The 23692-nt window shown below is 72.6% G+C and carries 22 protein-coding genes; 13 read left to right on the top strand and 9 right to left on the bottom strand.

Annotated features, from left to right (window positions below; translation table 11 throughout):
* Positions 1–121 precede the first annotated feature (121 nt).
* Positions 122–304, top strand: coding sequence for a hypothetical protein (locus ACQY0Z_RS09040; RefSeq protein ID WP_037778541.1), 183 nt, complete (start codon positions 122–124; stop codon positions 302–304).
* Positions 305–326: 22 nt separating this feature from the next.
* Here the strand turns inward: ACQY0Z_RS09040 and ACQY0Z_RS09035 are convergent, their stop codons facing one another.
* The gene (locus tag ACQY0Z_RS09035; protein WP_189896187.1) at positions 327–1778 is read right to left on the bottom strand and encodes an NCS2 family permease; all 1452 of its coding nucleotides are present in this window, start codon (positions 1776–1778) and stop codon (positions 327–329) included.
* 243 nt (positions 1779–2021) lie between these two features.
* Between ACQY0Z_RS09035 and ACQY0Z_RS09030 the strand changes: the two genes are divergently transcribed.
* The 3 genes from ACQY0Z_RS09030 (at position 2022) to nhaA (ending at position 6850) form a co-directional block, all read left to right on the top strand.
* Complete coding sequence (locus ACQY0Z_RS09030) at positions 2022–2315, top strand: DUF2530 domain-containing protein (RefSeq protein ID WP_189896189.1); 294 nt, start codon at positions 2022–2024, stop codon at positions 2313–2315.
* A gap of 142 nt (positions 2316–2457) precedes the next feature.
* Positions 2458–4857: a cation-translocating P-type ATPase gene (locus ACQY0Z_RS09025; RefSeq protein ID WP_189896191.1), complete on the top strand. Its 2400-nt coding sequence runs from the start codon at positions 2458–2460 to the stop codon at positions 4855–4857.
* An 82-nt stretch (positions 4858–4939) separates the two neighbouring features.
* Positions 4940–6850, top strand: a complete 1911-nt coding sequence (nhaA, locus tag ACQY0Z_RS09020; RefSeq protein WP_189896193.1) for a Na+/H+ antiporter NhaA — start codon at positions 4940–4942, stop codon at positions 6848–6850.
* 54 nt (positions 6851–6904) lie between these two features.
* Here nhaA and ACQY0Z_RS09015 read toward each other — a convergent pair whose 3' ends face one another.
* Positions 6905–10030 (bottom strand): sacsin N-terminal ATP-binding-like domain-containing protein, encoded by a 3126-nt coding sequence (locus tag ACQY0Z_RS09015; RefSeq protein ID WP_439812066.1) that lies wholly within the window; start codon positions 10028–10030, stop codon positions 6905–6907.
* 98 nt (positions 10031–10128) lie between these two features.
* Between ACQY0Z_RS09015 and ACQY0Z_RS09010 the strand changes: the two genes are divergently transcribed.
* Together ACQY0Z_RS09010 and ACQY0Z_RS09005 are read left to right on the top strand one after the other, a co-directional pair.
* Entirely contained in the window at positions 10129–11391 is a 1263-nt protein-coding gene (locus ACQY0Z_RS09010; protein WP_439813353.1) for an SLC13 family permease, read from the top strand.
* A gap of 357 nt (positions 11392–11748) precedes the next feature.
* Complete coding sequence (locus ACQY0Z_RS09005) at positions 11749–12423, top strand: M23 family metallopeptidase (RefSeq protein WP_439812065.1); 675 nt, start codon at positions 11749–11751, stop codon at positions 12421–12423.
* 66 nt (positions 12424–12489) lie between these two features.
* Here ACQY0Z_RS09005 and ACQY0Z_RS09000 read toward each other — a convergent pair whose 3' ends face one another.
* The 3 genes from ACQY0Z_RS09000 to ACQY0Z_RS08990 form a co-directional block, all read right to left on the bottom strand.
* Positions 12490–12675 (bottom strand): DUF397 domain-containing protein, encoded by a 186-nt coding sequence (locus tag ACQY0Z_RS09000; RefSeq protein WP_161107993.1) that lies wholly within the window; start codon positions 12673–12675, stop codon positions 12490–12492.
* Positions 12672–13553: a helix-turn-helix domain-containing protein gene (locus ACQY0Z_RS08995; RefSeq protein ID WP_254586733.1), complete on the bottom strand. Its 882-nt coding sequence runs from the start codon at positions 13551–13553 to the stop codon at positions 12672–12674. Before ACQY0Z_RS08995 ends, ACQY0Z_RS09000 begins: the two co-directional genes overlap by 4 nt.
* Before the next feature lie 120 nt (positions 13554–13673).
* Positions 13674–14039: a VOC family protein gene (locus tag ACQY0Z_RS08990; protein WP_439812064.1), complete on the bottom strand. Its 366-nt coding sequence runs from the start codon at positions 14037–14039 to the stop codon at positions 13674–13676.
* A gap of 97 nt (positions 14040–14136) precedes the next feature.
* Between ACQY0Z_RS08990 and ACQY0Z_RS08985 the strand changes: the two genes are divergently transcribed.
* Positions 14137–15126 (top strand): helix-turn-helix transcriptional regulator, encoded by a 990-nt coding sequence (locus tag ACQY0Z_RS08985; RefSeq protein ID WP_439812063.1) that lies wholly within the window; start codon positions 14137–14139, stop codon positions 15124–15126.
* An 87-nt stretch (positions 15127–15213) separates the two neighbouring features.
* Positions 15214–16086 (top strand): hypothetical protein, encoded by an 873-nt coding sequence (locus tag ACQY0Z_RS08980; RefSeq protein WP_254586731.1) that lies wholly within the window; start codon positions 15214–15216, stop codon positions 16084–16086.
* 57 nt (positions 16087–16143) lie between these two features.
* Here the strand turns inward: ACQY0Z_RS08980 and ACQY0Z_RS08975 are convergent, their stop codons facing one another.
* On the bottom strand, positions 16144–17070 hold the full coding sequence (locus tag ACQY0Z_RS08975; RefSeq protein ID WP_439812062.1) for a DUF3027 domain-containing protein: 927 nt from the start codon (positions 17068–17070) through the stop codon (positions 16144–16146).
* Positions 17071–17433: 363 nt separating this feature from the next.
* Between ACQY0Z_RS08975 and ACQY0Z_RS08970 the strand changes: the two genes are divergently transcribed.
* The 4 genes from ACQY0Z_RS08970 to ACQY0Z_RS08955 all read left to right on the top strand — a co-directional run bounded on the left by ACQY0Z_RS08970 (position 17434) and on the right by ACQY0Z_RS08955 (position 20969).
* Positions 17434–18864, top strand: coding sequence for an MFS transporter (locus ACQY0Z_RS08970; protein WP_189896203.1), 1431 nt, complete (start codon positions 17434–17436; stop codon positions 18862–18864).
* A gap of 82 nt (positions 18865–18946) precedes the next feature.
* Positions 18947–19402, top strand: a complete 456-nt coding sequence (locus ACQY0Z_RS08965; protein WP_189896471.1) for a DUF2771 domain-containing protein — start codon at positions 18947–18949, stop codon at positions 19400–19402.
* A 23-nt stretch (positions 19403–19425) separates the two neighbouring features.
* Positions 19426–20115 carry a futalosine hydrolase gene (locus ACQY0Z_RS08960; RefSeq protein WP_254586730.1) on the top strand — a complete coding sequence of 230 codons (690 nt, stop codon included), beginning with the start codon at positions 19426–19428 and terminating at the stop codon, positions 20113–20115.
* Positions 20112–20969 (top strand): 1,4-dihydroxy-6-naphthoate synthase, encoded by an 858-nt coding sequence (locus ACQY0Z_RS08955; RefSeq protein WP_439812061.1) that lies wholly within the window; start codon positions 20112–20114, stop codon positions 20967–20969. Before ACQY0Z_RS08960 ends, ACQY0Z_RS08955 begins: the two co-directional genes overlap by 4 nt.
* A 69-nt stretch (positions 20970–21038) precedes the next feature.
* On the opposite strand, the gene ACQY0Z_RS08950 is transcribed toward ACQY0Z_RS08955, so the two are convergent.
* A complete protein-coding gene (locus ACQY0Z_RS08950; protein ID WP_019523900.1) occupies positions 21039–21422 on the bottom strand; it encodes a cold-shock protein in 384 nt (127 codons plus the stop codon).
* Positions 21423–21588: 166 nt separating this feature from the next.
* On the opposite strand from ACQY0Z_RS08950, the gene ACQY0Z_RS08945 reads away from it, so the two are divergent.
* Positions 21589–21864, top strand: coding sequence for a hypothetical protein (locus ACQY0Z_RS08945; RefSeq protein WP_189896208.1), 276 nt, complete (start codon positions 21589–21591; stop codon positions 21862–21864).
* On the opposite strand, the gene ACQY0Z_RS08940 is transcribed toward ACQY0Z_RS08945, so the two are convergent.
* Both ACQY0Z_RS08940 and ACQY0Z_RS08935 read right to left on the bottom strand, forming a co-directional pair.
* On the bottom strand, positions 21846–22496 hold the full coding sequence (locus ACQY0Z_RS08940; RefSeq protein ID WP_381724768.1) for an HAD family hydrolase: 651 nt from the start codon (positions 22494–22496) through the stop codon (positions 21846–21848). The two genes, ACQY0Z_RS08945 and ACQY0Z_RS08940, sit on opposite strands and share 19 nt — an antisense overlap.
* Positions 22497–22703: 207 nt before the next feature.
* Positions 22704–23669, bottom strand: coding sequence for a hypothetical protein (locus tag ACQY0Z_RS08935; protein WP_439812060.1), 966 nt, complete (start codon positions 23667–23669; stop codon positions 22704–22706).
* Positions 23670–23692: the final 23 nt, after the last annotated feature.

Raw genomic sequence — 23692 nt, 5'->3', positions numbered from 1 at the left:
CACGGGCGAACCGGACGGGCCACGCGAAATCAAGACAGCCCCCCGCCGAGATCACCCATATGAGTGATCGATGCACGAAATGCCACGCGCCGCACCGTGAGGTGCGGCGACTCTCGTGGGCATGGGGACCGACGTGCTCAGCCTGCGGATAGACCATGAACTGCTCGAACGGCTCCGCGACCATGCCGCCAAACGCGGCATGAGCGTCCAGGACTATGTCGTCCGGACGCTCATGCGCGATGACTTCGACCAGCGCTTCCGCGCGGCCGTCGAGGAGACGGAGAAGTTCTACGGAGTCACCTGATCCCGCGCTCCCCCGGCGGGGATCAGGTCAGACCCAGCGCCGGCATCAGGTAGTAGAAGGCGAAGACGGCCGCCACCACGTACATCGCCGGCGGGACCTCCTTGCCGCGGCCCGCCGCGAGGCGCAGCGCCACGAAGGTGAGGAAGCCCATCCCGATGCCGTTGGTGATCGAGTAGGTGAACGGCATCATCACCATCGTGATGAAGGCCGGGATCGCGATGGTGTGGTCCGCCCAGTCGATCTCCTTGATCCCGTTGGCCAGGATCAGGAAGCCCACCGCGAGCAGCGCCGGGGTGGCCGCCTGGGACGGGACCATGGTGGCGATCGGCGTGAGGAACAGCGCCACGGCGAACAGACCGCCGGTGACGACGTTGGCGAAGCCCGTCCGCGCGCCCTCGCCGACACCGGCGGTGGACTCCACGAACGCGGTGGTGGCGGAGGCGGAGCTGGCGCCGCCCGCGGCGACGGCGACACCGTCGATGAACAGCACCTTGTTGATGCCGGGCATCTGGCCCTCGCCGTCGGTGAGCTTGGCCTCGTCCGAGACGCCCATGATCGTGCCCATCGCGTCGAAGAAGCACGACAGCAGCACGGTGAAGACGAACAGCACGCCGGTCAGCACGCCGACCTTGGAGAATCCGCCGAACAGGCTGACCTGGCCGATCAGGCCGAAGTCGGGGGTGGCGACCGGGTTGCCGGGCCACTCGGGCGAGGTCAGACCCCAGGACGGCACGTCCGCGACGGCGTTGATCAGGACGGCGACGACGGTCATCACGACGATGGAGACGAGGATCGCGCCGGGCACCTTGCGCACGATCAGCGCCAGCGTGAGCAGCGCGCCGAGCACGAACACCAGCACCGGCCAGCCGTTGAGGTGGCCGTCGGCGCCGAGCTGGAGCGGGACGGTGGTCTGGGCGGCGTCCGGGATGCGGGAGACGAAGCCCGAGTCGACGAGCCCGATCAGCATGATGAACAGGCCGATGCCGATGGCGATGGCCTTGCGCAGGCCGTAGGGCACGGCGTTCATCACGCGCTCGCGCAGACCGGTGGCGACCAGGATCATCACCACGAAGCCGGCCAGCACCACCATGCCCATGGCGTCCGGCCAGGACATGCGGGGCGCGAGCTGGAGCGCGACCACCGAGTTCACGCCGAGGCCGGCGGCCAGGGCGATCGGGACGTTGCCGATGACGCCCATGAGCAGCGTGGTGAACGCGGCGGTCAGGGCGGTCGCGGTGACCAGCTGGCCGTTGTCCAGCTGGTTGCCGTACATGTCCTTCGCGCTGCCCAGGATGATCGGGTTCAGCACGATGATGTACGCCATCGCGAAGAAGGTGGCGAAACCGCCGCGGATCTCGCGGGGCAGGGTGCTGCCGCGCTCGGTGATCCGGAAGTAGCGGTCGAGGGCGCCGGACGCGGCACCGGACCCCGGCTGCTCGGGGGTGGGCGCCTTGGCGGGGGCCGACGTGGACATGTGCAGGGACCTCATCACCGGCGGGCTCCCCCCGGAGCCGAGCCTTTGGTGTTTTCTACGAATAAAAGCGGTCAGAGGCAAACGGATTCAGTATGAACATATAACGCCGTCCACACCATCTCCGCGCGTAGACAGACCGAGGCCGGTGTGATTCGCGCACCACCGCGGGGCTCACCCGGCGCGAGAGCGAGGGCCGTCCGATGCGGGGCGCCACGCCCCCGGCGCTCCTCGTAAGCTGTCCGCATGGCGAAGTGGACCCCCAAGCACGAGGCGCCGGAGCCCCTGGAGGGCCCCGTGGTCGCCACCATCACCGGCGGCACGATCGTCTGGTTCGTCCTCTTCCTGGTGCAGCTGCCGTTCTACGGCTGGTTCGACGAGCGCGGGCACACCTGGTGGGTGTGGACCTGCCTGGCCGGCGGCGGTCTCGGCCTCATCGGCGTCTGGTACGTGCGCAGGCGCGACGCCGCGATCAAGCGGGCGCGGGCCGAGGAGGCCGACGCGGCGGCGGACCGCACCTCCGCCGCGCACACCGACTGATTCCGGCCAACCCGGCGCCCTGACACGGCAGTTGTTGGAGCTACCACCGTGGTAGGACCCCGGTACGACGGCTGTCCTCCCCTGGTCGGAACTTCCCCTCTCCAGCGGGTGAGGCACCGGATCCGCACGTACCGTCGAATGCATGACGCATCTCGATGCGGGCGACCGGACCGATGCCGTCCGGCCTGCCACGGCCACGTCACCGGTGACCGGTCTGACCTCGGCGGAAGTGGCCGAGCGGGTGGCGCGCGGACAGGTCAACGACGTACCGGTGCGCAGCAGCCGGTCGGTCTGGGACATCGTCCGCGCGAACGTCTTCACCCGGTTCAACGCGATCATCGGCGTGCTCTGGGTGATCATGCTGATCGTCGCGCCGTTCCAGGACAGCCTGTTCGGCTACGTCATCCTCGCCAACACCGGCATCGGCATCGTCCAGGAGTGGCGGGCGAAGAAGACGCTGGACTCGCTCGCGCTGATCGGCGAGGTGCGGCCGACGGTGCGCCGGGACGGGGTGTCCGCCGAGATCGGCACGTCCGAGATCGTGCTGGACGACCTCATCGAGATCGGGCCGGGGGACAAGGTCGTCGTCGACGGGGTGGTCGTCGAGGCGGACAACCTGGAGATCGACGAGTCGCTGCTCACCGGTGAGGCCGACCCGGTGCTGAAGCGTCCCGGGGACCCGGTGATGTCCGGCAGCTTCGTCGTCGCGGGCGGCGGCTCCTTCCAGGCGACCCGGGTGGGCCGCGAGGCCTACGCGGCGCAGCTCGCCGAGGAGGCGTCCCGCTTCACCCTGGTCCGCTCCGAGCTGCGCAGCGGCATCTCCACGATCCTCAAGTACGTCACCTGGATGATGGTGCCGACCGCGATCGGCCTGATCGTCAGCCAGCTCGTGGTGAAGGACAACGAGCTGAAGGACTCGATCGCCCGTACCGTCGGCGGGATCGTGCCGATGGTCCCGGAGGGACTCGTCCTGCTCACTTCCGTCGCCTTCGCGATCGGCGTGATCCGGCTGGGCCGCAAGCAGTGCCTGGTGCAGGAGCTGCCCGCGATCGAGGGCCTGGCCCGCGTGGACACGGTGTGCCTGGACAAGACCGGCACGCTCACCGAGGGCGGCATGGACGTCACCGAGCTGCGGGTGCTGGGGGACGCGGACGAGTCGTACGTACGGATGGTGCTGGGCGAGCTGGGCTCGGCGGACCCGCGGCCGAACGCGTCGCTGCGGGCGATCATCGCGGCGTACCCGGACACCACCGACTGGCGGCTCACCGACACCCTGCCCTTCTCCTCGGCCCGCAAGTACAGCGGCGCCACGCTCGACGAGGGCGACGGGCGGCCGGTCACCTGGCTGCTGGGCGCCCCGGACGTGCTGCTCCCCCACGGCGACCCGGCGCTGGGAGAGACCGAGCGGATGAACCGGGAGGGCCTGCGGGTGCTGCTGCTGGCGCGCGTCCGCGAGGGGGCCGACGTCGACGACCCGGCCGCCGTGGACGGCATACGGGCGGTCGCGCTGGTGGTGCTGGAGCAGCGGCTGCGGCCCGACGCCGCCGACACCCTGCGCTACTTCGAGGAGCAGGACGTCAGCGCGAAGGTGATCTCCGGGGACAACGCGGTGTCGGTGGGGGCGGTCGCTTCCAAGCTCGGTCTGTCCGGCACGGCGGTGGACGCGCGCCGGCTGCCCGCGGAGCGGGAGGCCATGGCCGACGAGCTGGAGGCCGGCACGGTCTTCGGGCGGGTCACCCCGCAGCAGAAGCGGACCATGGTGGGCGCGCTCCAGTCGAAGGGCCACACGGTCGCGATGACCGGCGACGGTGTGAACGACGTGCTGGCGCTGAAGGACGCGGACATCGGCGTGGCGATGGGATCGGGTTCGGAGGCCACCCGCGCGGTCGCGCAGATCGTGCTGCTGAACAACAGCTTCGCCACGCTGCCGTCGGTGGTGGCCGAGGGGCGGCGGGTGATCGGCAACATCACACGGGTCGCCACGCTGTTCCTGGTGAAGACGGTGTACTCGGTGCTGCTGGCGGTGCTGGTGGTGGTGTCGCAGGTGGAGTACCCGTTCCTGCCTCGCCATCTGACGCTGCTGTCCACGCTGACCATCGGCGTCCCCGCCTTCTTCCTCGCCCTCGCCCCCAACAAGGAGCGCGCGAGGCCGAACTTCGTCCGCCGGGTCATGCGGTACGCGGTCCCGGGCGGGGTGCTGGCGGCGCTGGCCACCTTCGCCACGTACATGCTGGCCCGCAGCCACTACAGCGGCCCGGGCTCGCTGGACGCGGAGACCAGCGCGGCGACGCTCACGCTCTTCCTGATCTCCATCTGGGTCCTGGCGATCATCGCCCGCCCCTACACCTGGTGGCGCATCGCCCTGGTCGCGGCGATGGCCGGCGCGTTCCTCCTGGTCCTGGCCGTCCCCTGGCTCCAGGACTTCTTCGCCCTGCGCCTGGTCGGCATGACGATGCCGTGGCTGGCGGTGGGCATCGCGGCGGTCACGGCGGCGGTCCTGGAGTTCCTCTGGCGCTGGGTGGACCGCAGATTCCCCGTCTGAGACGGGTCGATCGGGCGTTATGCCCGGTACATGGGTGACCATGGGAGTCTGCCGCCGCAGGTGATCGGAGACGGAAGACCTCATGAAGCTGCTGTCCCGGAAGAAGTCCGACGAGTCGCAGACGCGGTCGAGCAGGGGCGAGCTCGCGGCTCAGCTGGCCGCGCCGGTGCGCCGGTTCCTGGCGACCGAGGCGGGCAGCTCCGGGCTGATGCTGCTCGCGGTGGCCGTCGCCCTGATCTGGGCGAACTCCGGCTGGTCGGAGTCGTACTTCTCCCTGTGGCACACCGAGGCGTCCGTCGCGGTCGGCGACGCGGAACTGGCGATGGACCTGGGGCACTGGGTCAACGACGGGCTGATGGCGCTGTTCTTCTTCGTCATCGGCCTGGAGGTCCGCTACGAGCTGTCCGTCGGCTCGCTGAACGACCGCCGCCGCGTCATGATCCCTGGCCTCGCGGGCGTCGGCGGCATGGTCGTGCCGGTCCTGCTCTACCTGCTGATCGCGCCCGGTTCGGAGGCCGCGGGCGGCTGGGGCATCGTCATCGGCACCGACACGGCGTTCCTGCTGGGCGCGCTCGCCATGGTGGGCCCCCGTTTCACCACCCAGCTGCGGGTCTTCCTGCTGGCCATCACGGTCATCGACGACATCGTCGCGGTCACCGTCATCGGTGTCGTCTACTCCGGGTCGATCCGGGTGCCGGAGCTGATCGGGGCGCTGGCGCTGGGCGCGGTCCTGTCGTCGCTGTCCCGGTTCGACGTGTGGCGGGCCGTCCCGTACGTGCTGGTCGTGCTGGTGATGTGGTACCTGACCCTGAACGCCGGGCTGCACGCGTCCATCGCCGGCATGCTCGGCGGTCTGCTCATCCCCGCGCGCGAGCCGTCCCGTGAGGGCGTCGAGCAGGCGGCGCGGCTGTTCCGCGCGTTCCGCCAGTCGCCGCGCGCGGACGTGGGGAAGACCGCGCGCAAGGGCCTCCAGAAGGCGGTTTCGGTCAACGAACGCCTCCAGATGTATCTGCACCCCTGGTCCAGCTACGTCGTCGTCCCGGTGTTCGCCCTGGCCAACGCGGGCGTCGACCTGCGCGGCGGCGTCCTCACCGACGCGCTGGGCTCCGCGCTCACCTGGGCCGTGGTGGTCGGTCTCGTCGGGGGCAAGTTCATCGGCATCTGGGGCGGCACACGGCTCGGCACCCGGTTCGGCCTGGGCGAACTTCCCCCTGGGGTGGATCAGGGCCATGTCCTGGGCGGCGCGGCCCTGTCCGGCATCGGCTTCACCGTCTCCCTGCTGATCGCGGGCCTCGCCTTCGACGACGAGCCGGAACTGCTCGCCCGGGCGACCGTCGGCGTGCTGCTCGCGGCGGTGATCGCCACCCTGCTGGGCTGGCTGGCGTTCCGCGTCTCCACGATGCTCGGCGGCAAGACGGACGCCGACCTGCCCCGCTACCTGGACCGCCTGGTCGACCCGGAGACGGACCACATCCTCGGCCCGGCCGACGCGCCGCTCACGCTGGTCGAGTACGGCGACTTCGAGTGCCCCTTCTGCGCCCGCGCCACCGGCGTCACCAAGGAACTGCGCAACCGCTTCGGCGACCGCTTCCGCTACGTCTTCCGGCACCTCCCCCTCCCCGACGTCCACCCGCACGCCGAACTGGCCGCACGCGCGGCGGTCGCCGCGGACGCCCAGGGCCGCTTCTGGGACATGCACGACCTGCTGTACCGGCACCAGGACCAGTTGGAGTACGAGGACACCGTCGTCTACGCCATCGACCTCGGCCTCGACATGGAGAAGTTCCTCGACGACCTGGAGTCCGACTGGGTCGCCGAACGCGTCCGCCGCGACGCCCGCAGCGCGGAGGCGAGCGGGGTCCAGGGCGCGCCGACGTTCTTCATCGGCAACCGCAGGCACACGGGGCCCTACGACGCGGAGACGCTGGCGCGGGAGCTGGAGCAACTGGAGTACGAGGGGTCGGGGGCGACGCCCACGGACCGGAGCGGCTGAAGTCAGCCCCTCCGGCGTTTGAGGAGCGGGGTCCGGGGCGGAGCCCTGGGCGGATCAGTCGAACCAGCGGTCCCTCGCCAGTTCCTCCGTCCGCGACGGATCCTCCAGCAGCGCCGCCACCTCGAACCGCCGAGGCCACTGCCCCGCCGCCCAGGCGAGACCCGCCGCCACGCCCTCCAGGGTGGACGCGTGCAGCACCCCGTCGTCGGTGAGGCGCCAGTCGAGTTCCACGCCGTCCACGACGAGCTCCTCGTGCTCGACGTACGTGGACGGGGTCCGCGGCCCCAGCAGGACCCGTACGGGCTCCGGCACCTCGTGTTCCGTGCCCTCGGAGTCCACCCGTCCCGTGACGGACTCGCTGAGCCGCCGTACCTGGAACAGCTCCGCCAGTTCGGCGGCCCGCGCCGGGCGGACCGGGAGCAGCGGTACCCCGGAGGTGAACGGCAGCAGGTCGGGCGAGTCGACGACCACCGCCTCGGAGGCGTCCACCACCTCCACCCGCCCGTCGACCACCGCGCGCAGCTCGTCCGGCAGGGTCACCTGCTCCGGGTCCAGCTCCGCCAGCGCCCCGTACAGCCCGTGCAGCTGGGCCGCCGTGACCGGGCGGTCGGGGTCGGCGAGGCGTTCCAGGAGTTCCGCCGCGCCGCCCGGCTCGTCCAGCAGCGCCGCGACCGACGTGCGCACGCCCAGCGCCCGCAGCACCTGCTCGTCGTCGAAGCCGGTCGCGTCGGCCTCGTCGTACAGGCCGCGCAGGAGCGGGTCGCCGCCCGCCGCCCGCAGTCCGGCCGGGCGGCGGCCGCCGAGCACGGGGTGGCCGCGCAGCCACCACGCCGTGTACGGCCGTACGGTCTCGTGGGTGCCGTCGTGGAGCAGGATCCGCACCGGCTCGACCAGCGCGTCCCGCAGCGGGGGCCGGGACAGCAGGGCGAGCGCCTGGGGCCAGCGGTCGTCGTCCACGAGGTCCAGGTCGCGTACGGCGACGATCTCGGTGGCGACGGGCGGGACGGGCGCGTCGGGGAAGCGGTCGAGGATGTCCTCGGCCCACACGTCGACGGCGTCCAGCAGCCCGGGATCGTCCGGCTCGGCGTAGTCGCTCTCGCGCGGCTCCAGCTCGTCCGGGTCGAGGACGACGTCGGTGGCCCGCACCAGCCCGAGGTCGACGAGCACCCCGCACGCGGCCAGCGGCTGCTCGCCCCACCTCCCGGCCAGTTCCGCGTCCACGGCGGCCAGCTCGCCCTCCCGCATGACCTGCGCGAAGGGGCCGCCGGGGAAGACGAGTTCGCAGGCCGGGGAGAGTTCGCCGTCCTCGTCGGGCAGGGCGAGCGCGCCCAGCCAGGGCTCGTCGCCGGGCTCCAGGCCCGCGTCCCGCACCAGCGTCAGGACGACCTCGACGAGTTCGTCGGCGTCGAGGGCGTCCTCCTCCCAGTTCACCCCGCCCTCGTCGTCGAGGGAGGCGGCGACGGCGGCCCGCACCTGCGGGGTGGTGAGCACGGCGCGCGGGGTCGCGGGCAGCGCGCCCAGCTTCTCCAGCAGCGGATGCGCGGCGTCCGGGTGGGCGACCTTCAGACCGAGCCGGGCCGGCAGCTCGGCGTCGAGGGTCGCGTCCGGGGTGGGCAGCAGCACCTGCCGGGGGCCGATCGTGGTGCGTCCGTCGGCGAGCGGCACGGGGAGTCCGGAGAGCCGGTCGGGGTCGACGCCGGCGAGGCTGTCGTAGAGCCGCCGCCACCAGTCGGGGGACTTCTCCAGGCCCGCGAGCCGGTCGACCGCGTCGGTCAGCGGCACCCGCGCGACCCCGAGGGTGCGCAGCTCGGCGCGCCGTTCAAGACCGGCGGGCAGCAGTGTGGGCAGCACCTCCGCCAGCACCCGTACGGTGTCGGCGCCCGCGCCCTCGGCGATCTCGGCGTCGCGCGGGCGCAGCGCCTCGGGCAGCCCGGAGTCGTCGTCGGCGACGGGCGCGGCGGCGGGCGGCAGGAAGGCGGTGCGCGGCAGCCGCTCCAGGATGGCCGCCCGCAGGGCGCCGTCCAGTTCGCCCTTGCCGAGCGGTCCGGGCACGAGGTCGATGGCGCCGGCGGTCACCGGACGCCAGTCGGCGAGGAGTCCGGCGTAGGCGTCGGCTGCGCGCTGCACGAGGAAGTCGGTGAGCGGTCCTGGCGCGGCGTGCCGGCGGGTGGAGTCCAGCGGCAGGGAGGCGATGAGCAGGGCGGGCACGCCGAGCGGCTCGTCGCTCGGCGTGGGCGCGTGCACGACGGGGGCGGTGCGCGGCCGGGCGGGGGCTCCGTCGGGGCCTACGGGGACGGCCCAGGTGACCGACCAGTGCGGGCGCAGCCGCTCCTCGACGGGCCGGTCGGCGAGCAGGCCCGGGGTGAGGTCGCCGTGCGCGGCGGCGGTGCGCCAGCGGGTGACGCCGTCGCGGGAGTCGGTGACGACGGTGAGGTCGCCGTCGGTGCGGCGGCTCACGGTGCGGGGCGCGTCGTCGCCGATCTCGACGACGACCTCCTCCAGGCCGGGCAGGGCGAGCAGCAGGGCGTCGTCGACGGCGTGCAGCAGCCGCTCGGCGAGGTCGGCGGCGGCGGTGTCGCGCAGCGGCAGGATGACGGCGGTGTCGTACGGGTCGGGGGCGGTGCCCTCGGCGGCGAAGGGGAGCCGCAGCAGCGGTACGTGTCCGTCGCGGCGGCGGATCTCGTCGCCGAGGCCGGGGCTGTGCCGGGCGGTGTCCCGCGCGAGGTCCCGCGCCTCCGCGAGGGACCAGCGCACCCCGCCGTGCCGGCCGACGGCGGCGGGCTCGTCGGTGACGGCGAGCACGGCGGCGAAGCCGACGCCGAACCGTCCGACGGCCCGGTCGGGGGTGTCCCGCTTGGCGGAGGCGCGCAGCGTGGACAGCGACTCGACGCCGGCCGCGTCCAGCGGGGCGCCGGTGTTCGCGGCGACGAGGACCCCGTCGCGGAGGGTGAGCCGGAGACGGCCGGGCACGCCGGCGCGGGCTGCGGCGTCGGCGGCGTTCTGCGCGAGTTCGACGACGAGCCGGTCCCGGTAGCCGCCGAGGACGAGGTCCTCCTCGGCGTTGGCGTCCTCGCGGAACCGCGCGGGGCTGGTGGCCCAGGCGTCCAGGACCCCACGCCGCAGACGCGCCGTACCGAACGGGTCGGCACCCTCGGCGGCGGGCCGCACGAACTTGCTCACGTTGACTCTCCTCATCGGGCCCTGATCTGCGTGAGGTCGAAGGTACCGCTCCGCGACACCACGGGGACGCGGTGTCCGGGACGCCGCCCGCCTTGTGGATGATCAGCGGTGTGCTGCTCGAATCGCTGTCCGTCGCCGCGCTGGCCGTGGTGCTGGTGTGTGCCGTCGTCCGTCCCTTCCGCTGGCCGGAGGCGGCGTTCGCGGTGCCCGCCGCCGGGGTGGTGGTCGCGACGGGCGCGATCAGCACGGACGCGGTGCGGGAGGAGGCCGGGCGGCTCGGCCCGGTGATCGGCTTCCTCGCCGCCGTCCTGCTGCTCGCCAAGCTGTGCGACGAGGAGGGCCTCTTCCACGCGTGCGGCACCTGGATGGCCCGCTGGTCGCACCACCGCCCGCGCAAGCTGCTGGGCGCGGTGTTCGCGCTGGCCTCGCTGATCACCGCGGTGCTCAGCCTGGACGCGACGGTGGTGCTGCTGACGCCGGTCGTGTTCGCCACCGCGACCCGCATGGGCGCGCGCCCCGCCCCGCACGTCTACGCGGGCGCGCACCTGTCGAACACGGCGTCCCTGCTGCTGCCGGTGTCCAACCTGACGAACCTGCTCGCGTTCACGGCGACCGGCCTGACCTTCACCCGCTTCGCGCTGCTGATGCTGCTGCCCTGGCTGGCGGCGATCGCCGTGGAGTACATGGTCTTCCGCCGCTTCTTCGCCGCCGACCTCGCGGCGGCGCCCACCGCGCCGGACACGGGGGACGAGCCGGTGGAGATGCCGCTGTTCGCGCTGGTCACGGTGGCGGCCACGCTCGCCGGGTTCGCGGTGGCGTCCGCCGTCGGGATCGACCCGGCGTGGGCGGCGGCGGCCGGGGCGGGCGTGATGGCGGTACGGGCCCTGACCCGCCGCCGCACCAGCGTCGTACGGCTGCTGCGCGCGGTGGACCTGCCGTTCCTGGCGTTCGTGCTGGCGCTTGGCGTGGTGGTGCGGGCGGTGCTGGACCAGGGGCTCGGCGACGCGCTGGACGCGGTCCTGCCCGACGGCACCGGGCTGCTCTCCCTGCTGGCGGTCGCCGCGCTGGCGGCGCTGCTGGCCAACCTGATCAACAACCTGCCCGCCGTGCTCGCCCTGGTCCCGCTGGCCGCGCCGTCCGGCCCCGGCGCGGTCCTCGCCGTCCTGCTCGGCGTGAACATCGGCCCGAACCTCACCTACGCGGGCTCCCTCGCGACCCTGCTGTGGCGCCGGATCGTGCACCACCACGGGCACGAGGTGAGCCTGGTGCGCTTCACGCTCCTCGGGCTGGCCACGGTCCCGGCCGCGCTGGTGGCGTCCACGGCGGCGCTGTGGGTGTCGCTGGAGCTGTTCGGCACGTAAGCAGGTGCCCTGCGGGCCCGAAATACGGAGACCCACGCCACATTCGGATAGGGCCCTCGGTGACATGCTCCACAGGCCTCGACGGGTGTACTACCCGGAATAGTGAAGAAATGCCCGATTTCACATCGGACATAAGGGACGCAAGCCTGACCGATCGGCTTGAAATGGGGGTTTTGCCCCCTACGCGGGCCTCCGTCAAGAGACGTGCATCTCATGCCCTTTCTACGGCCTTTCGTCGTAGGTCACACCTTTGCGGCATTTGGGCGACGGCGGTTACCAAGGAACAGCCATCACGGCACGGACCACGTTCCGGTTCCGCGGATGGCATTCCCCCGTCCCCTCCCCCATGAGGTTTCGATGTTCGAGCGCGTCACGTCCCGTTTCCCCCGTATGACCGTCACCCGCACCCGCGCCGCCGTCATGGCAGCCGGTCTGGGCTCCACGGCCGTCCTGGGAGCCGGGGTCGCGGTCGCCGCCTCCGGCAACTCCGCCGCGTCCGGCACCGCCACGTCGGTCCAGGCGCAGGCCGCCGCGCAGGCCGAGGCCGCGAAGACGCAGGCCGTGAAGGGCTCCGCGGTGAAGAAGGCGACCGAGTCCGCCAAGAAGTCCACCGCGTCCTGGGTCTCCCCGGTCAAGAGCTACAAGCTGTCCGCGAGCTTCGCGCAGAACGGCGGCATGTGGGCCTCCAAGCACTCCGGCCAGGACTACGCCGTCCCGACCGGCACCCCGGTCGTCGCCGCGCACGGCGGCACGGTCGTGAAGGCCGGCGGCAACGGCGCGGGCGACGGTCCCGCGTACGGCAACGCCATCGTGATCAAGCACGGCAACAAGACGTACTCCCAGTACGCCCACCTGTCGTCCGTGAACGTGAAGGTCGGCCAGGTCGTGAAGACCGGCCAGAAGATCGCCCTGTCCGGCAACACCGGCAACTCCAGCGGCCCGCACCTGCACTTCGAGATCCGCACCACCCCGAACTACGGCTCCGCCGTCGACCCGGCGAAGTTCCTGCGCGCCAACGGCGTCAGCCTCTGACGCAGACGCCCGCGCGACACACGCCCCCGAGAGCGGCTCCGGCCGCCCTCGGGGGTTGTCGTGCGTTCAGCCCCGCTGCACGTAAGGAAGGAAACGCGCCCACGCGTCGGGGGCGAAGGCCAGCCGGGGGCCGGTGGTGTCCTTGGAGTCCCGGACGTGGACGGTCCGGGGGGTGAGGGCGAGTTCGACGCAGGAGTTGCCGTCGGTGCCGTCGCTGTAGCTGCTCTTGAACCAGTTCAGCTCACTGCTCATGTCTCTCCCAGCAGTAGGTGCTCGATGAAGGCCAGCGACTCCCGGGGCGAGAGCGCCTGCGCGCGGATGGTGTTGTACCGCAGCTCCAGAATGCGCAGCTGTTTCGGATCGGAAGTCGGCCGGCCGTAGAACGCACCGTCGGATCGCCCCGTCGCCGCGCCGTCCGCGAACTTCAGCACTTCGATCCTGCCGTCCACCCCCGGGTGGGCTTCGGTCTTCGTCGGCATCACCTGAAGCGTGACGTTGTGCAACTGCCCCACTTCCAGCAGGCGTTCGAGCTGGCGTCGCCAGACCATTGTGCCCCCGACCTCCCTCTGGAGCGTCGCCTCTTCCAGCACGAAGCTGATCGAGGGCGCCGGGTCGCGCTCGTACACCGACCGCCGTGCCATGCGGGCGGCCACCATGCGCTCCACGTCGTCGGCGGCGTACGGCGGCTGCGCCGCGCGGAAAAGCGCCCTGGCGTGCTCTGGCGTCTGCAACAGGCCGTGGATGCTGGTGCACACGTACACGCCGATCTCGACCGCGCGCTCCTCCAACTTGGCGAGCGCCCTGACCGTTTTGGGATACCGGACCTTCTTCACGTCCTCCCACGCGGCCGACAGCAGGCCCCCCGCCTCCAGCAGTTCGTCCGCCCGGTCCAGGAACTCCTGGCGAGGAATCCGCTTCCCGCTCTCGATCTTGTAAATCATGTCCTCGCCGTACCCGACGGCCCGCCCGAAGTCGGGCACCCTCAGCCCTGCCGCCTCGCGGCGCAGCTTGATCTGGCGGCCCACGGTCGTGATGACCGCGACGCCCCACTCGTCGTCCGGATCAACCTCCCAGCCCGGCTCGTCCGCCTCGTCGTCGTGCCGACCCGGCCCCGCCTCCACCGCCGTCATCCCGCACCTCTCCCTCGGAACCGTCCGTGACGCACCCCGGCGCCCTACCCGCACCAACGGCGGGTACGGCGCCGACGGCTACGGACAACCTCCGGACAGTGACCGGACACACACACCGTGTCAGCGGGTGAAGAAGTTGACGAGGTTGCCGTCGGGGTCGCGGAAGAGGAGGGAGCGGTTGCCCCAGGGCATGGTGGCGGGGCCGTTGACGACGTCGGTGAGGAAGTCGTCCAGTTCCTTGTGGACGCGGTCCACGTCGTCGACCTGGAACTCGACGATCGCGCTCGCGTTGGCCGCCGGGCGCGCTGAGCCGGGCGCGAACATCGGGACGGTCGCGGTGCCGGCGATCGCGAGGGTCGCGCCGTCGGCCCGCAGCTCGGCGAAGTGCTCGGTGGCCCAGGCGGCGGGCACGCCCAGGACGCGCTCGTAGAAGGCGACGAGGCGGGCCACGTCGGCGGTGACGATGCGGACGGATGCGAACTGCATGGGGTGACTCCTCGGCCGTACGACGATGACGTGCACGGCCGACGGTAGAAGCAATACCGGACAGAACCCGCCCGGTATCGGAATTAACGTGGTCCCCATGCCCCGACCCGCCGCCCGCGTCCTGACCCTGCTGGAGCTGCTGCAGTCGGGCGGCACCCGGACCGTGGCGGAGCTGGCCGGCCGGCTCGGTGTGGACGGACGGACCGTGCGGCGGTACGTGGACCAGCTGATCGACCTGGACGTGCCGGTGGAGTCGGTGCGCGGGCGCTACGGCGGGTACCGGCTGGGCCCTGGCTACCGCGTGCCGCCGCTGATGTTCGGCGACGAGGAGGCGCTGGCGGTGCTGCTCGGTCTGGTCGCCGGGCGCAGGGCGGGGCTGACGACCGCGCAGCGCACGGCGAACGAGACGGCGGCCGCGAAGATCCGCCGCGTGCTGCCCCGGCATCTGGCCGGCCGGCTCGACGCCCTGCTGGAGTCGCTGTCCTTCACTGAAGGGCTCGGGGACTTCGCGAGCCCGGACGCGGGCGTCCTGCTCACCCTGGCCGACGCCGTACGCCACCGCCGCCCCGTCTCCGTCCGCCACACCGACCGCGAGGGCCGCGGCGGCGACCGCACCCTGCACCCGTACGGAATCGTGGCGCACGCGGGCCGGTGGTACGTCACGGGGAAGGACGCGGACCGCGACGAGGACCGCACGTTCCGGCTGGACCGCATCACGGACGCGCGCACGCTGCCCGGCGCGTTCGAGGTGCCGGAGGACATGGACCCGGCGGAGCGCCTGGTGACGGGCTTCGCGACGGCCGCGTACCGCTACGAGGTGACCCTGCGCGTCCGGGCGACGCCCGAGCACCTCCGCACGCACCTGCCAGCGACGGTCGCGACCCTGGAGGACGACGAGCCCGGCTGGCAACGGGTCGAGATCCACGCGGAACACCTGGACTGGCTCCCACCCGTCCTGGCCGCCCTGGACCGCCCCTTCGTCATCGACGGCCCAACCGAACTCCGCACCCTGACGCGCGACTTCGCCGCCCGCCTCACGACGTACGCCGCCCGGACACCGCCGACAGAAGATCACCCGGGCGAATGAACGTCCCCAGCTCGGACGGAAGTTCGCACCCTGGCGCTCCTACGCTCGACGCCCCGGCCCTGAATTCCGTAGGAGCCCAGGAACCCCATGGTCAGCCCGCCCCACGAGGCAATGCACCGGATCTTCCAGCACGACCCGGGACTCTTCAGCCGCGTCTCCCGCTATCTGGGGGTCGACATACCTCGTCCGGTCACGGCAGCTGCCCTGCCGACCGACCTCACCGAGGCGAGTCCCGTCGAACGTCGGGTCGACACGCTCCTGCGATTCGACACCGCGGAGCAGGGCGCTTTTCTGCTCGCGATCGAGGCACAGGGCAAACGAGATGCGCACAAGCCCGCGAGCTGGGCGTATTACGTCGCCTATCTGTGGACGAAGTACCGCCTGCCTACCGCTCTCCTGGTGGTCTGCCAGGACCACGCGACGGCCAGGTGGGCGCAGACCGCGGTCAACAGCGGTCCTCGCGGACTGCCCACCCTCACCCTGCGACCCATGGTCGCCGGCCCGCACAACCTGCCGGTGATCACCGATCCGGACGAGGCCCGCGCCGACCTCGTCCTGGCCAGTCTCGCGGCCATCACACACGCTGCGGAACCCGAGGTCGATGCGATACTGAAGGCCCTGTCCACAGCGTTGCGGGACGCGCCCGAGGACATCGCGAGTCCCCTGATCGAATTCACCGCACAGGGCCTGGGCAAGAACCCGGCCCAGCACCTCTGGAGGAACCTGGTGGCCGTGGACCTTTCCTTCTACAAGTCCTACCTCGCGGAAGAGATCCGGGACGAGGGCCGCGCCCAGCGTGCCGCCGAAGACGTGCTGCTCGTCCTGGAGCAACGCGGTCTCGACGTGCCGGAGCACGTCCGGAGCCGTGTCGAGGACTGCCAGGACCCCGACGTACTGCGCCACTGGCTCACCCGTGCCGTGACCGTCCCGAGGGCCGAGGACATCTTCGGCGACGCGTGACCGCGCGGGCGCGGTGAGCGGCGGCACGCCCCCGTGGCGTGCCGCCCCCGGGTGGCGCTACGAGTGCCCCAGCTCCGCCGACGACGCGTCCTCCGTCGCCGGGACCGAGCCCGAGTCCGGGGAGGGGCGGAGGGGGAAGGGGTCGACGCGGGTCTCGTCGATGACCGGCGGGGCCGGCTGCGGGGGCTTCGGCATGACCGCGGCCTCCGAGTGGCCGCCGCAGCCGTAGGCGAGGGAGACGACCCGGCCGTCGGCCGGGGAGAACTCGTTGGCGCACACGCCGAACGCCTGGCCCAGCGAGCCGCCGATCGGGACGAGGAAGCCGCAGGACTCGCAGGAGGCGGGGGCGGCCTGCGCCATCGGGGTCTTCGGGCCGAACGCCTCCTCCCAGCGGTCGGCGGCGGAGTGCAGCCCGTAGCGGGAGAGGACGCGGGCGCGGCGCATGCCCAGTTCCTCGGCGACCGCGGTGATCGAGCCGCGGGACGGGGTGACGGTCTGCTCGGCGGGGCTGCCGCCGGTGACCTCGGCGTCCTCGGCGTCCGTGAGTTCCGCCAGGTCCTCGGTGAGCACCGAGTTCGGCGGCGGCTCGTCCGCGCCGGTGTAACCGGGTTCCAGGCGCGGGTCGTCGGCCTCGGTGGGCAGCAGGTCGCCGGGTCCCAGGTCGCCGGGGCGCAGCCGCTCGCTCCACGGCACCCACTCGGGTGCCAGGACGGCGTCGGGGCCGGGCAGCAGGACGACCTCGTCCACCGTGACGATCTTGGCGCGGGAGGCGCGGGCGACGGTGACGGCCCACCGCCATCCGCGGTAACCGAGCTCGCGGCACCCGAAGAAGTGCGTGACGACGCGGTCGCCCTCGGAGACCATCCCCTCGTGCTCGCCCACGACCCCGGGCGCGGCGGCCTCCTCGGCTGCGGCACGGGCGAGGTCGACGGCCTCGGCGCACAGACGGTCGGGGGTGCGGCTTCGCGTTGTCGCTGCGCTCACAGGTATCGCTTCTCTCCTACGCCGTCTCACGAGTGCGCCACTCCCAGCGCGGGGGGCGGACGGAGCGGACCGGGGGACCGCGTCGACGTCCGCGCCGCATCGTGCTCGGGCGCGCCCACCATCCATTCTGCGGGATGGCTGAGATACGCACGCTACCTGCTCGCGTGCGCTGGGCCTACACCGACGGTTGTTACGGAACGGCGCGCGCCGGTTTCGCGGGCGCGCGCGGGGCGGCGGCGGACGGTCCGCCGGGGCGCGCACCGCCCGCCCGCGTCCCGGCGCGTTCGGCCGTACAGTGGCACCGAAGGCCCCGTCCCCGGTGTTACGGCACTACGCACCGCCAACTCGGGGCACTATGACGTCGTGGCTACCGCGAGGACACCCCAGGACGCCACCGGTGCCGGTGGGACCCCGGGGGGCAAGGGACGCGGCCGGCGCCTCGGCTCGGTCCGGGCGGGCGGCCGTCTTCGTGCGTTCGGCCGGGCGCTGCAGTTCCCGGTGACCAGAACCGCTCGCGGCATCCGCAAGGTGACCCACGCGCACGGCGCGGGAGAGTCCGGCCTCGGCAAGCTGATCGAACTGCACGGGGTGAACGGCGCGGGCGACGTGATGATCACGGTCGCGCTGGCCTCCACCGTGTTCTTCTCCGTCCCCACCGACGAGGCGCGCGGGCGCGTCGCCCTGTACCTGGCCATCACGATGGCGCCGTTCACGCTCCTCGCCCCCGTCGTGGGACCGCTCCTCGACAAGGTGCCGCACGGGCGCAGGGCCGCCATGGCGGGCGCGATGCTGGCGCGGGCACTGCTCGCGCTGGTGCTGTCGGGCGCGGTGGTCAGCGGCGGCCTCGAGCTGTATCCGGCGGCGCTGGGCGTCCTGGTGGCGTCCAAGGCGTACGGGGTGGTCAGAAGCGCCGTCGTGCCGCGGCTGCTGCCGCCCGCCTTCTCGCTGGTGAAGGCGAACTCGCGGGTGACCCTCGGCGGGCTGCTCGCCACCGGCATCGCCGCGCCGATCGGCGCGGGGCTCCAGCAGATCGGGCCGCGCTGGCCGCTGTACGGGGCGTTCGTCCTGTTCGTGACGGGCATGCTGCTGTCGTTCCGGCTGCCGCCGAAGGTGGACTCCGCCAAGGGCGAGGCCGTGGCGCTGCTCGCCGCCGACGAGCGGCATCTGCACGGCCCGCACCGCAAGGCCGAGAAGCCGGGACTGCGCACGGTCGGCCCGGCGGTCACCCACGCTCTGGCCGCCAACGCGTCCATCCGCTGCCTCACCGGCTTCCTCATCTTCTTCCTGGCGTTCCTGCTGCGCGAGCATCCGATGACGGGTCAGAGCGCGGCGGTGTCACTGGGGATCGTGGGCGTGGCGGCGGGCGCGGGAAACGCGCTGGGCACGGCGGTCGGGGCGGGGCTGAGGTCCCGCGCGCCGGAGATCATCATCGTGACGGTGGTGGCGGTGGTGCTGGGGGCGGCGATCACGGCGGCGGTGTTCTTCGGCGCGGTGCTGGTGGCGTGTCTCGCGGCGGTCGCCGGGTTCGCGCAGGCGCTGGCGAAGCTGTCGCTGGACGCGCTGATCCAGCGGGACGTGCCGGAACAGGTGCGGACGTCCGCGTTCGCCCGGTCGGAGACGCTGCTCCAGATGGCGTGGGTGCTGGGCGGCGCGATCGGCATCGCGATGCCGCTGATCGGCGGTCTCGGGCTCGCGGTGGGCGCCGCGATCGTCGGCGCGGGCTGGCTGACGACCGTCCGCGGGCTGCTCCGGTCGGCCCGTCAGGGGCACGCCGGGCGCCCGCGAGTGGCGTAACCAGGGGCCACGCCGTACCCCGCGTGGCGGGCGGGGCACACCTGACCGATAGCCTTCCGCCATGACCACGTTGCAATCCGCTGTGCGACGCCGCCGCGCCGTCGCCGCCGCCGGCGCCGTATCCGCCGGACTGCTTCTTCTGTCCGCCTGCGACAAGCCCACGGCGATCTCCACGATCACGGTGGGCAGCGACTCGGTGAGCTCCGAGGCGACCTGCGGTGGCGAGGGCAAGGCCCTGACCACCGAGGCCCTCAACGAGTGCCTCCAGGACAAGGGCATCGACGAGATCAAGGTCGACCCGACGGAGACCGTGCGCTTCGGCGTCGACCCGGACATCGCGAAGAACGGCTGGACGATCCTGCTGAACGGCCAGCCGCTCGTCGAGTCCAGCAAGAAGACCTACCAGGCCATCCCGGGCAGCGTGTTCTTCAACGCCCAGTACGGCGCCCAGGGCGACTCGACCCTGGTGTCCGTGAAGGAGGGCGAGGACGAGGCCACCGGTCTGTGGTCCTTCCGGCTGAAGAAGGACGAGGACTGATCACGTCCCTCGCACGCGTTCTCGTGGCCACCGCGGTCCCCGCCGAGCGGGACGCGGTGGCCGAGGCGTTCCCGGGGCCGGTACGGGAGCGGGAGCTGCCCGGCGCGGTCGTGCACCGCGTCGCGGGCGGACCCGACCTGCTGGCCGCCGGGGTCGGCCCGGCGCTCGCCGCCGCGTCGACGGCCGCCGCGCTGACCGCCGCCGCCCTGGAGGGCCGCCCCTACGGCCTCGTCGTCTGCGCGGGCATCGGCGGCGGCTTCGCGCCGGACGCCCCCCTCGGGTCACTCGTCGTCGCCGACGCGATCACCGCGGCGGACCTGGGCGCCGAGACGGCCGAGGGGTTCCTGCCGGTCACCGAGCTCGGCTTCGGCACCGTCACCCACCATCCGCCCGCGCCCCTCGCCGCGGCGGCCGCCGCCGCGTCCGGCGCGCGCACCGGCACCGTCCTCACCGTGTCCACGGTGACCGGAACCGCCGCCCGCGCGGACGAACTGCGCGCCCGCCATCCCCGCGCCCTCGCCGAGGGCATGGAGGGCTTCGGCGTCGCCGAGGCCGCCGCCGCGCAGGACGTGCCCGTCCTGGAGGTGCGGGCGGTCTCGAACCCTGTCGGCCCGCGCGACCGCGCCGCCTGGCGCATCGGCGACGCCCTGGCCGCCCTCACCGAGGGCTTCGGGAAGCTCGCGCCCGTCCTGGAGAGTTGGAACACAGCATGACCCCCAGTGAGCAGCAGCGGCTGCGCATCGCCTACTCGCCCTGCCCGAACGACACCTTCGTCTTCGACGCCCTCGCCCACGGCCGCGTGCCGGGCGCGCCCGCCCTGGACGTCACCTTCGCCGACATCGACATCACCAACGGCATGGCCGAGCGCGGCGAGCTGGACGTGCTGAAGGTGTCGTACGCGGTGCTGCCGTACGTCCTGGACGCGTACGCGCTGCTGCCCTGCGGGGGCGCGCTGGGCCGGGGCTGCGGGCCGCTGGTGCTGACCCGGGAGCCGGGCGTGGACCTCACCGGCCGCACGGTGGCGGTGCCGAGCGAGAAGTCGACGGCGTACCTGCTGTTCCGGCTGTGGGCGGCGGACGTCGTGCCCGGCGGGGTGGGCGAGATCGTGGTGATGCCGTTCCACGAGATCATGCCCGCCGTGCGGGACGGGAAGGTCGACGCCGGTCTCGTCATCCACGAGGCGCGCTTCACGTACCAGAACTACGGGCTGCACAAGCTCGCCGACATGGGCGAGCACTGGGAGGACACCACGGGCCTGCCGATCCCGCTCGGCGCGATCCTCGCCCGGCGCGCGCTCGGCGAGGAGACGCTGACCCGGCTCGCGGACGCGGTCCGCGCGTCCGTGCGGGCGGCCTGGGACGACCCGGAAGCCTCCCGCCCGTACGTGATGGAGCACGCCCAGGAGATGGACCCGGCCGTCGCCGACCAGCACATCGGGCTGTACGTCAACGAGTTCACCGCCGACCTGGGCGAGGACGGCTACGCGGCCGTGCGCGGGCTGCTCACCCGCGCGGCGGCCGAGGGGCTGGTGCCGCCCCTCGGCCCGGACGCGCTGCGGTTCCCGTAGGCCGGTGGTCCCAGGGGGCCTGCCGGTGGCCCTGGGGGTCCCGGGGGTCTGGCCGGTGGTCCCGGGGGTCTAGACGTCGAGCTGGTCGGCGACCGCGCGGAGCAGTCCGGCGATCTTCTTGCCGGCCGCGCGGTCGGGGTAACGGCCCCGCTCCAGCGACGGCGTGATGTTCTCCAGCAGGGTCGTGAGGTCCTGCACGATCGAGGCCAGCTCGTCGGGCTTCTTACGCTGGGCGGCCGCGACCGACGGGGTCGGATCCAGGATGGTCAGGGAGAGGGCCTGGTCGCCGCGCTGTCCGGCGACCACGCCGAACTCCACGCGCTGCCCCGGCTTCAGGGCCTCGACTCCGGCGGGGAGGACCGAGGAATGCACGAAGACGTCGCCGCCGTCGTCACGGGAGAGAAAGCCGAAGCCCTTCTCGCTGTTGAACCACTTGACCTTGCCGGTAGGCACGTCTGTCCCTCGTCCTCGTACTCGTCGGGAAAACTGCATCGGAAAAACGGCTCTTGATAGCACTCGGGCGGGCCCGATGACCCGCCGGTACCAAGGCTAATGGTCTTCGAGCCGGTGACAAGACGTCACCGCGTCGTTCCCTCGCGCAGGGAACTACCCTGGTGCGGTGCGTGACAAAACCCAAGCGAATTCCGCCCAGCCCGGTGACGGTCTGGTCCGTGCAGGTGCCCTGGTCTTCTTCGTCGGCGCCGTGGCCACTCTGGTCACGGTCGCCCCGCTGTTCCTCGGAACGACGCCCTTTCCGACGTACATGTTCGGATTGAGCATGCTCATGGGCGTCGGATTCGCCGTCGCGGCCGCCGGTGTACTGCGTTCCGCCGCCGTGGGACGACGGCGGGCCCGGGCCGCCCGCGCGGTTTCCGGTCAGTTGTCCGAGCAGTAGTCCGAAAACCAGCGGGGGAATTCCGTCAGATCGGTGAGGACCGCGTCCGCGCCGGCTTCCCGGAGTTCCGCCGCGTCGCACGGTCCGGTGGCGACCGCGACCGACACCGCGCCCGCGGTGCGGGCTCCGCGCACGTCGCCGGTGTGGTCGCCGACGTACACGGACGCGCCGTGCTCGCGCAGCGCCAGCGCCTTCTGCTCGGCCCACAGGTCACCGATCACGGCGTCCGGCTCGATACCGAGGTGCGCGAGATGCAGCTTGGCGTTGGGCTCGTACTTCGCGGTCACCACGATCGCCCGCCCGCCGCGCGCCCGCACGGCGGCTATCGCCTCCGGCGCGCCGGGGAGGGCGAGGGTGGGGGTGATCGCGTACTCGGGGTACATGGCGCGGTAGAGGTCCGCGACCTCGTCGACCCGGTCGGCGGGGAACCAGTTGGCGATCTCCTCCACGAGGGGCGGGCCCAGGCGGCTGACGGCGAGATCGGCGTCTACGTGGGTCCCGGTGCGGGCGGCGAGGGCGAGGTAACAGGCGCGGATCCCTGGCCGGGAGTCGATGAGGGTCATGTCGAGGTCGAACCCGACGGTCGGAGCGGCGGTCCTGCCGGACGGGGCGGGTGGGGTCGCGTTGGCCATGTCCGCCATTGTCCGCGACGCGCTCCGCGGGGTCGGGTGCGGGCGGTCGGGGGCTGGTCGCGCAGTTCCCCGCGCCCCTGAAGGGCGCTGAAGCGCCCCACCGCCCCTGGAGGACCTCTGCGACGCCGGGTGCGGGGCGTCCGTGGCCGGTCACGCAGTTCCCCGCGCCCCTGGGGGCGTCGCCGACGCAGGTGCGCTGTAACGCTCTCAGCGTTGTCGCTGGGAGCGCCACACCAGGAACAGCGCCGACGTCACCGCCGCCGTGCGGATCACCCACGGCCATGTCTCCGTGAGCGCCGCGTTCATCTGGCCCTCGGCCACCGGCTCGCCCCAACGGCCCGCCGCGCGGCCCCAGAGCCAGACGATGCCGCCGGTCAGCGACAGCCCCGGCAGCACGACAACCGCCGCCTTCACCTCCCCCGGAGTCAGCCGTCGCGAGGCATACGCGATCAGCCACCCCAGGATCAGCGCGAACCAGTTGCCCAGCACCGCCCCCACGACGAGAGACGCCGCCGCGATCAGCAGCAGCGGATTTCTCCACCGCCGCGACGGCAGCCGCAGCAACCTCCGCCGTGCGGGGACCTCCTCGGTCGCCTCGGCAGCAGGCGCCGCCTCGGCCGCCGGCTCCTCCTCCTCCTTCGGCACCGGCCGCTTCAGCAGCTCAGGGATCTCCACCCCGCCCACGAACCCCGGCACCTCGTCCCCCACCCCGAAGGGACCGCTGTCCACCCGCCACCAGTCGGGCTGGCTCCCGCTGTCCCCGACCTCGTCGAGCCCGGCCCGGTGCGGCGGCGTCGGCGCTTCCACGGGAGCGGCGGGCGGAGGCGCAGCCGACGACCGAGGCCGGGGGACCACCTTCCGGAACACCCCGCCCGCCTTCGCCTCCCGTTGCACGGGAACAGCTGACGGCTGGTCCGCCGACGCGCCCGGCGCAGCCCCCGGACTCGCGCCCTCCGCCTTGGACACCACTTCCGTGGGCGTCCCCATCCGCGCGATGATCCGCCGCACCGCGGCGGGCGAATCCACCACCGCCTTGGCCCGGCGCCGGTCGATCTCGTCGCGCAGCTCCGCGACCAGCCGCATCCGCGCCGCCGACGGCAACTGCCGCTGCTGCGCCACGTCGCCGACGCGGCTCAGATACTCGTAGACGACCTGGTCACTCTCGATACCCACGAAGTCCCCTCCGGGACGGATGC

The organism is Streptomyces sp. P9-2, assembly GCF_051903975.1.
In the GTDB taxonomy this organism is placed as follows: domain Bacteria; phylum Actinomycetota; class Actinomycetes; order Streptomycetales; family Streptomycetaceae; genus Streptomyces; species Streptomyces cellulosae.
Note: the sequence above shows the minus strand (reverse complement) of the source record. Positions and strands in the feature narration are given on the sequence as shown.

Bases quoted from the DNA above. Each gene is read 5' to 3' on its own strand.
- ACQY0Z_RS09005 (WP_439812065.1), top strand. From the start codon at position 11,749: ATGTTCGAGCGCGTCACGTCCCGTTTCCCCCGTATGACCGTCACCCGC.
- ACQY0Z_RS09010 (WP_439813353.1), top strand. From the start codon at position 10,129: ATGATCAGCGGTGTGCTGCTCGAATCGCTGTCCGTCGCCGCGCTGGCC.
- ACQY0Z_RS08940 (WP_381724768.1), bottom strand. From the start codon at position 22,496: ATGGCCAACGCGACCCCACCCGCCCCGTCCGGCAGGACCGCCGCTCCG.
- ACQY0Z_RS08955 (WP_439812061.1), top strand. From the start codon at position 20,112: ATGACCCCCAGTGAGCAGCAGCGGCTGCGCATCGCCTACTCGCCCTGC.
- ACQY0Z_RS08980 (WP_254586731.1), top strand. From the start codon at position 15,214: ATGGTCAGCCCGCCCCACGAGGCAATGCACCGGATCTTCCAGCACGAC.
- nhaA (WP_189896193.1), top strand. From the start codon at position 4,940: ATGAAGCTGCTGTCCCGGAAGAAGTCCGACGAGTCGCAGACGCGGTCG.
- ACQY0Z_RS08990 (WP_439812064.1), bottom strand. From the start codon at position 14,039: ATGCAGTTCGCATCCGTCCGCATCGTCACCGCCGACGTGGCCCGCCTC.
- ACQY0Z_RS09035 (WP_189896187.1), bottom strand. From the start codon at position 1,778: ATGTCCACGTCGGCCCCCGCCAAGGCGCCCACCCCCGAGCAGCCGGGG.
- ACQY0Z_RS08995 (WP_254586733.1), bottom strand. From the start codon at position 13,553: ATGACGGCGGTGGAGGCGGGGCCGGGTCGGCACGACGACGAGGCGGAC.
- ACQY0Z_RS09030 (WP_189896189.1), top strand. From the start codon at position 2,022: ATGGCGAAGTGGACCCCCAAGCACGAGGCGCCGGAGCCCCTGGAGGGC.
- ACQY0Z_RS09025 (WP_189896191.1), top strand. From the start codon at position 2,458: ATGACGCATCTCGATGCGGGCGACCGGACCGATGCCGTCCGGCCTGCC.
- ACQY0Z_RS08985 (WP_439812063.1), top strand. From the start codon at position 14,137: ATGCCCCGACCCGCCGCCCGCGTCCTGACCCTGCTGGAGCTGCTGCAG.
- ACQY0Z_RS09000 (WP_161107993.1), bottom strand. From the start codon at position 12,675: ATGAGCAGTGAGCTGAACTGGTTCAAGAGCAGCTACAGCGACGGCACC.
- ACQY0Z_RS09040 (WP_037778541.1), top strand. From the start codon at position 122: ATGGGGACCGACGTGCTCAGCCTGCGGATAGACCATGAACTGCTCGAA.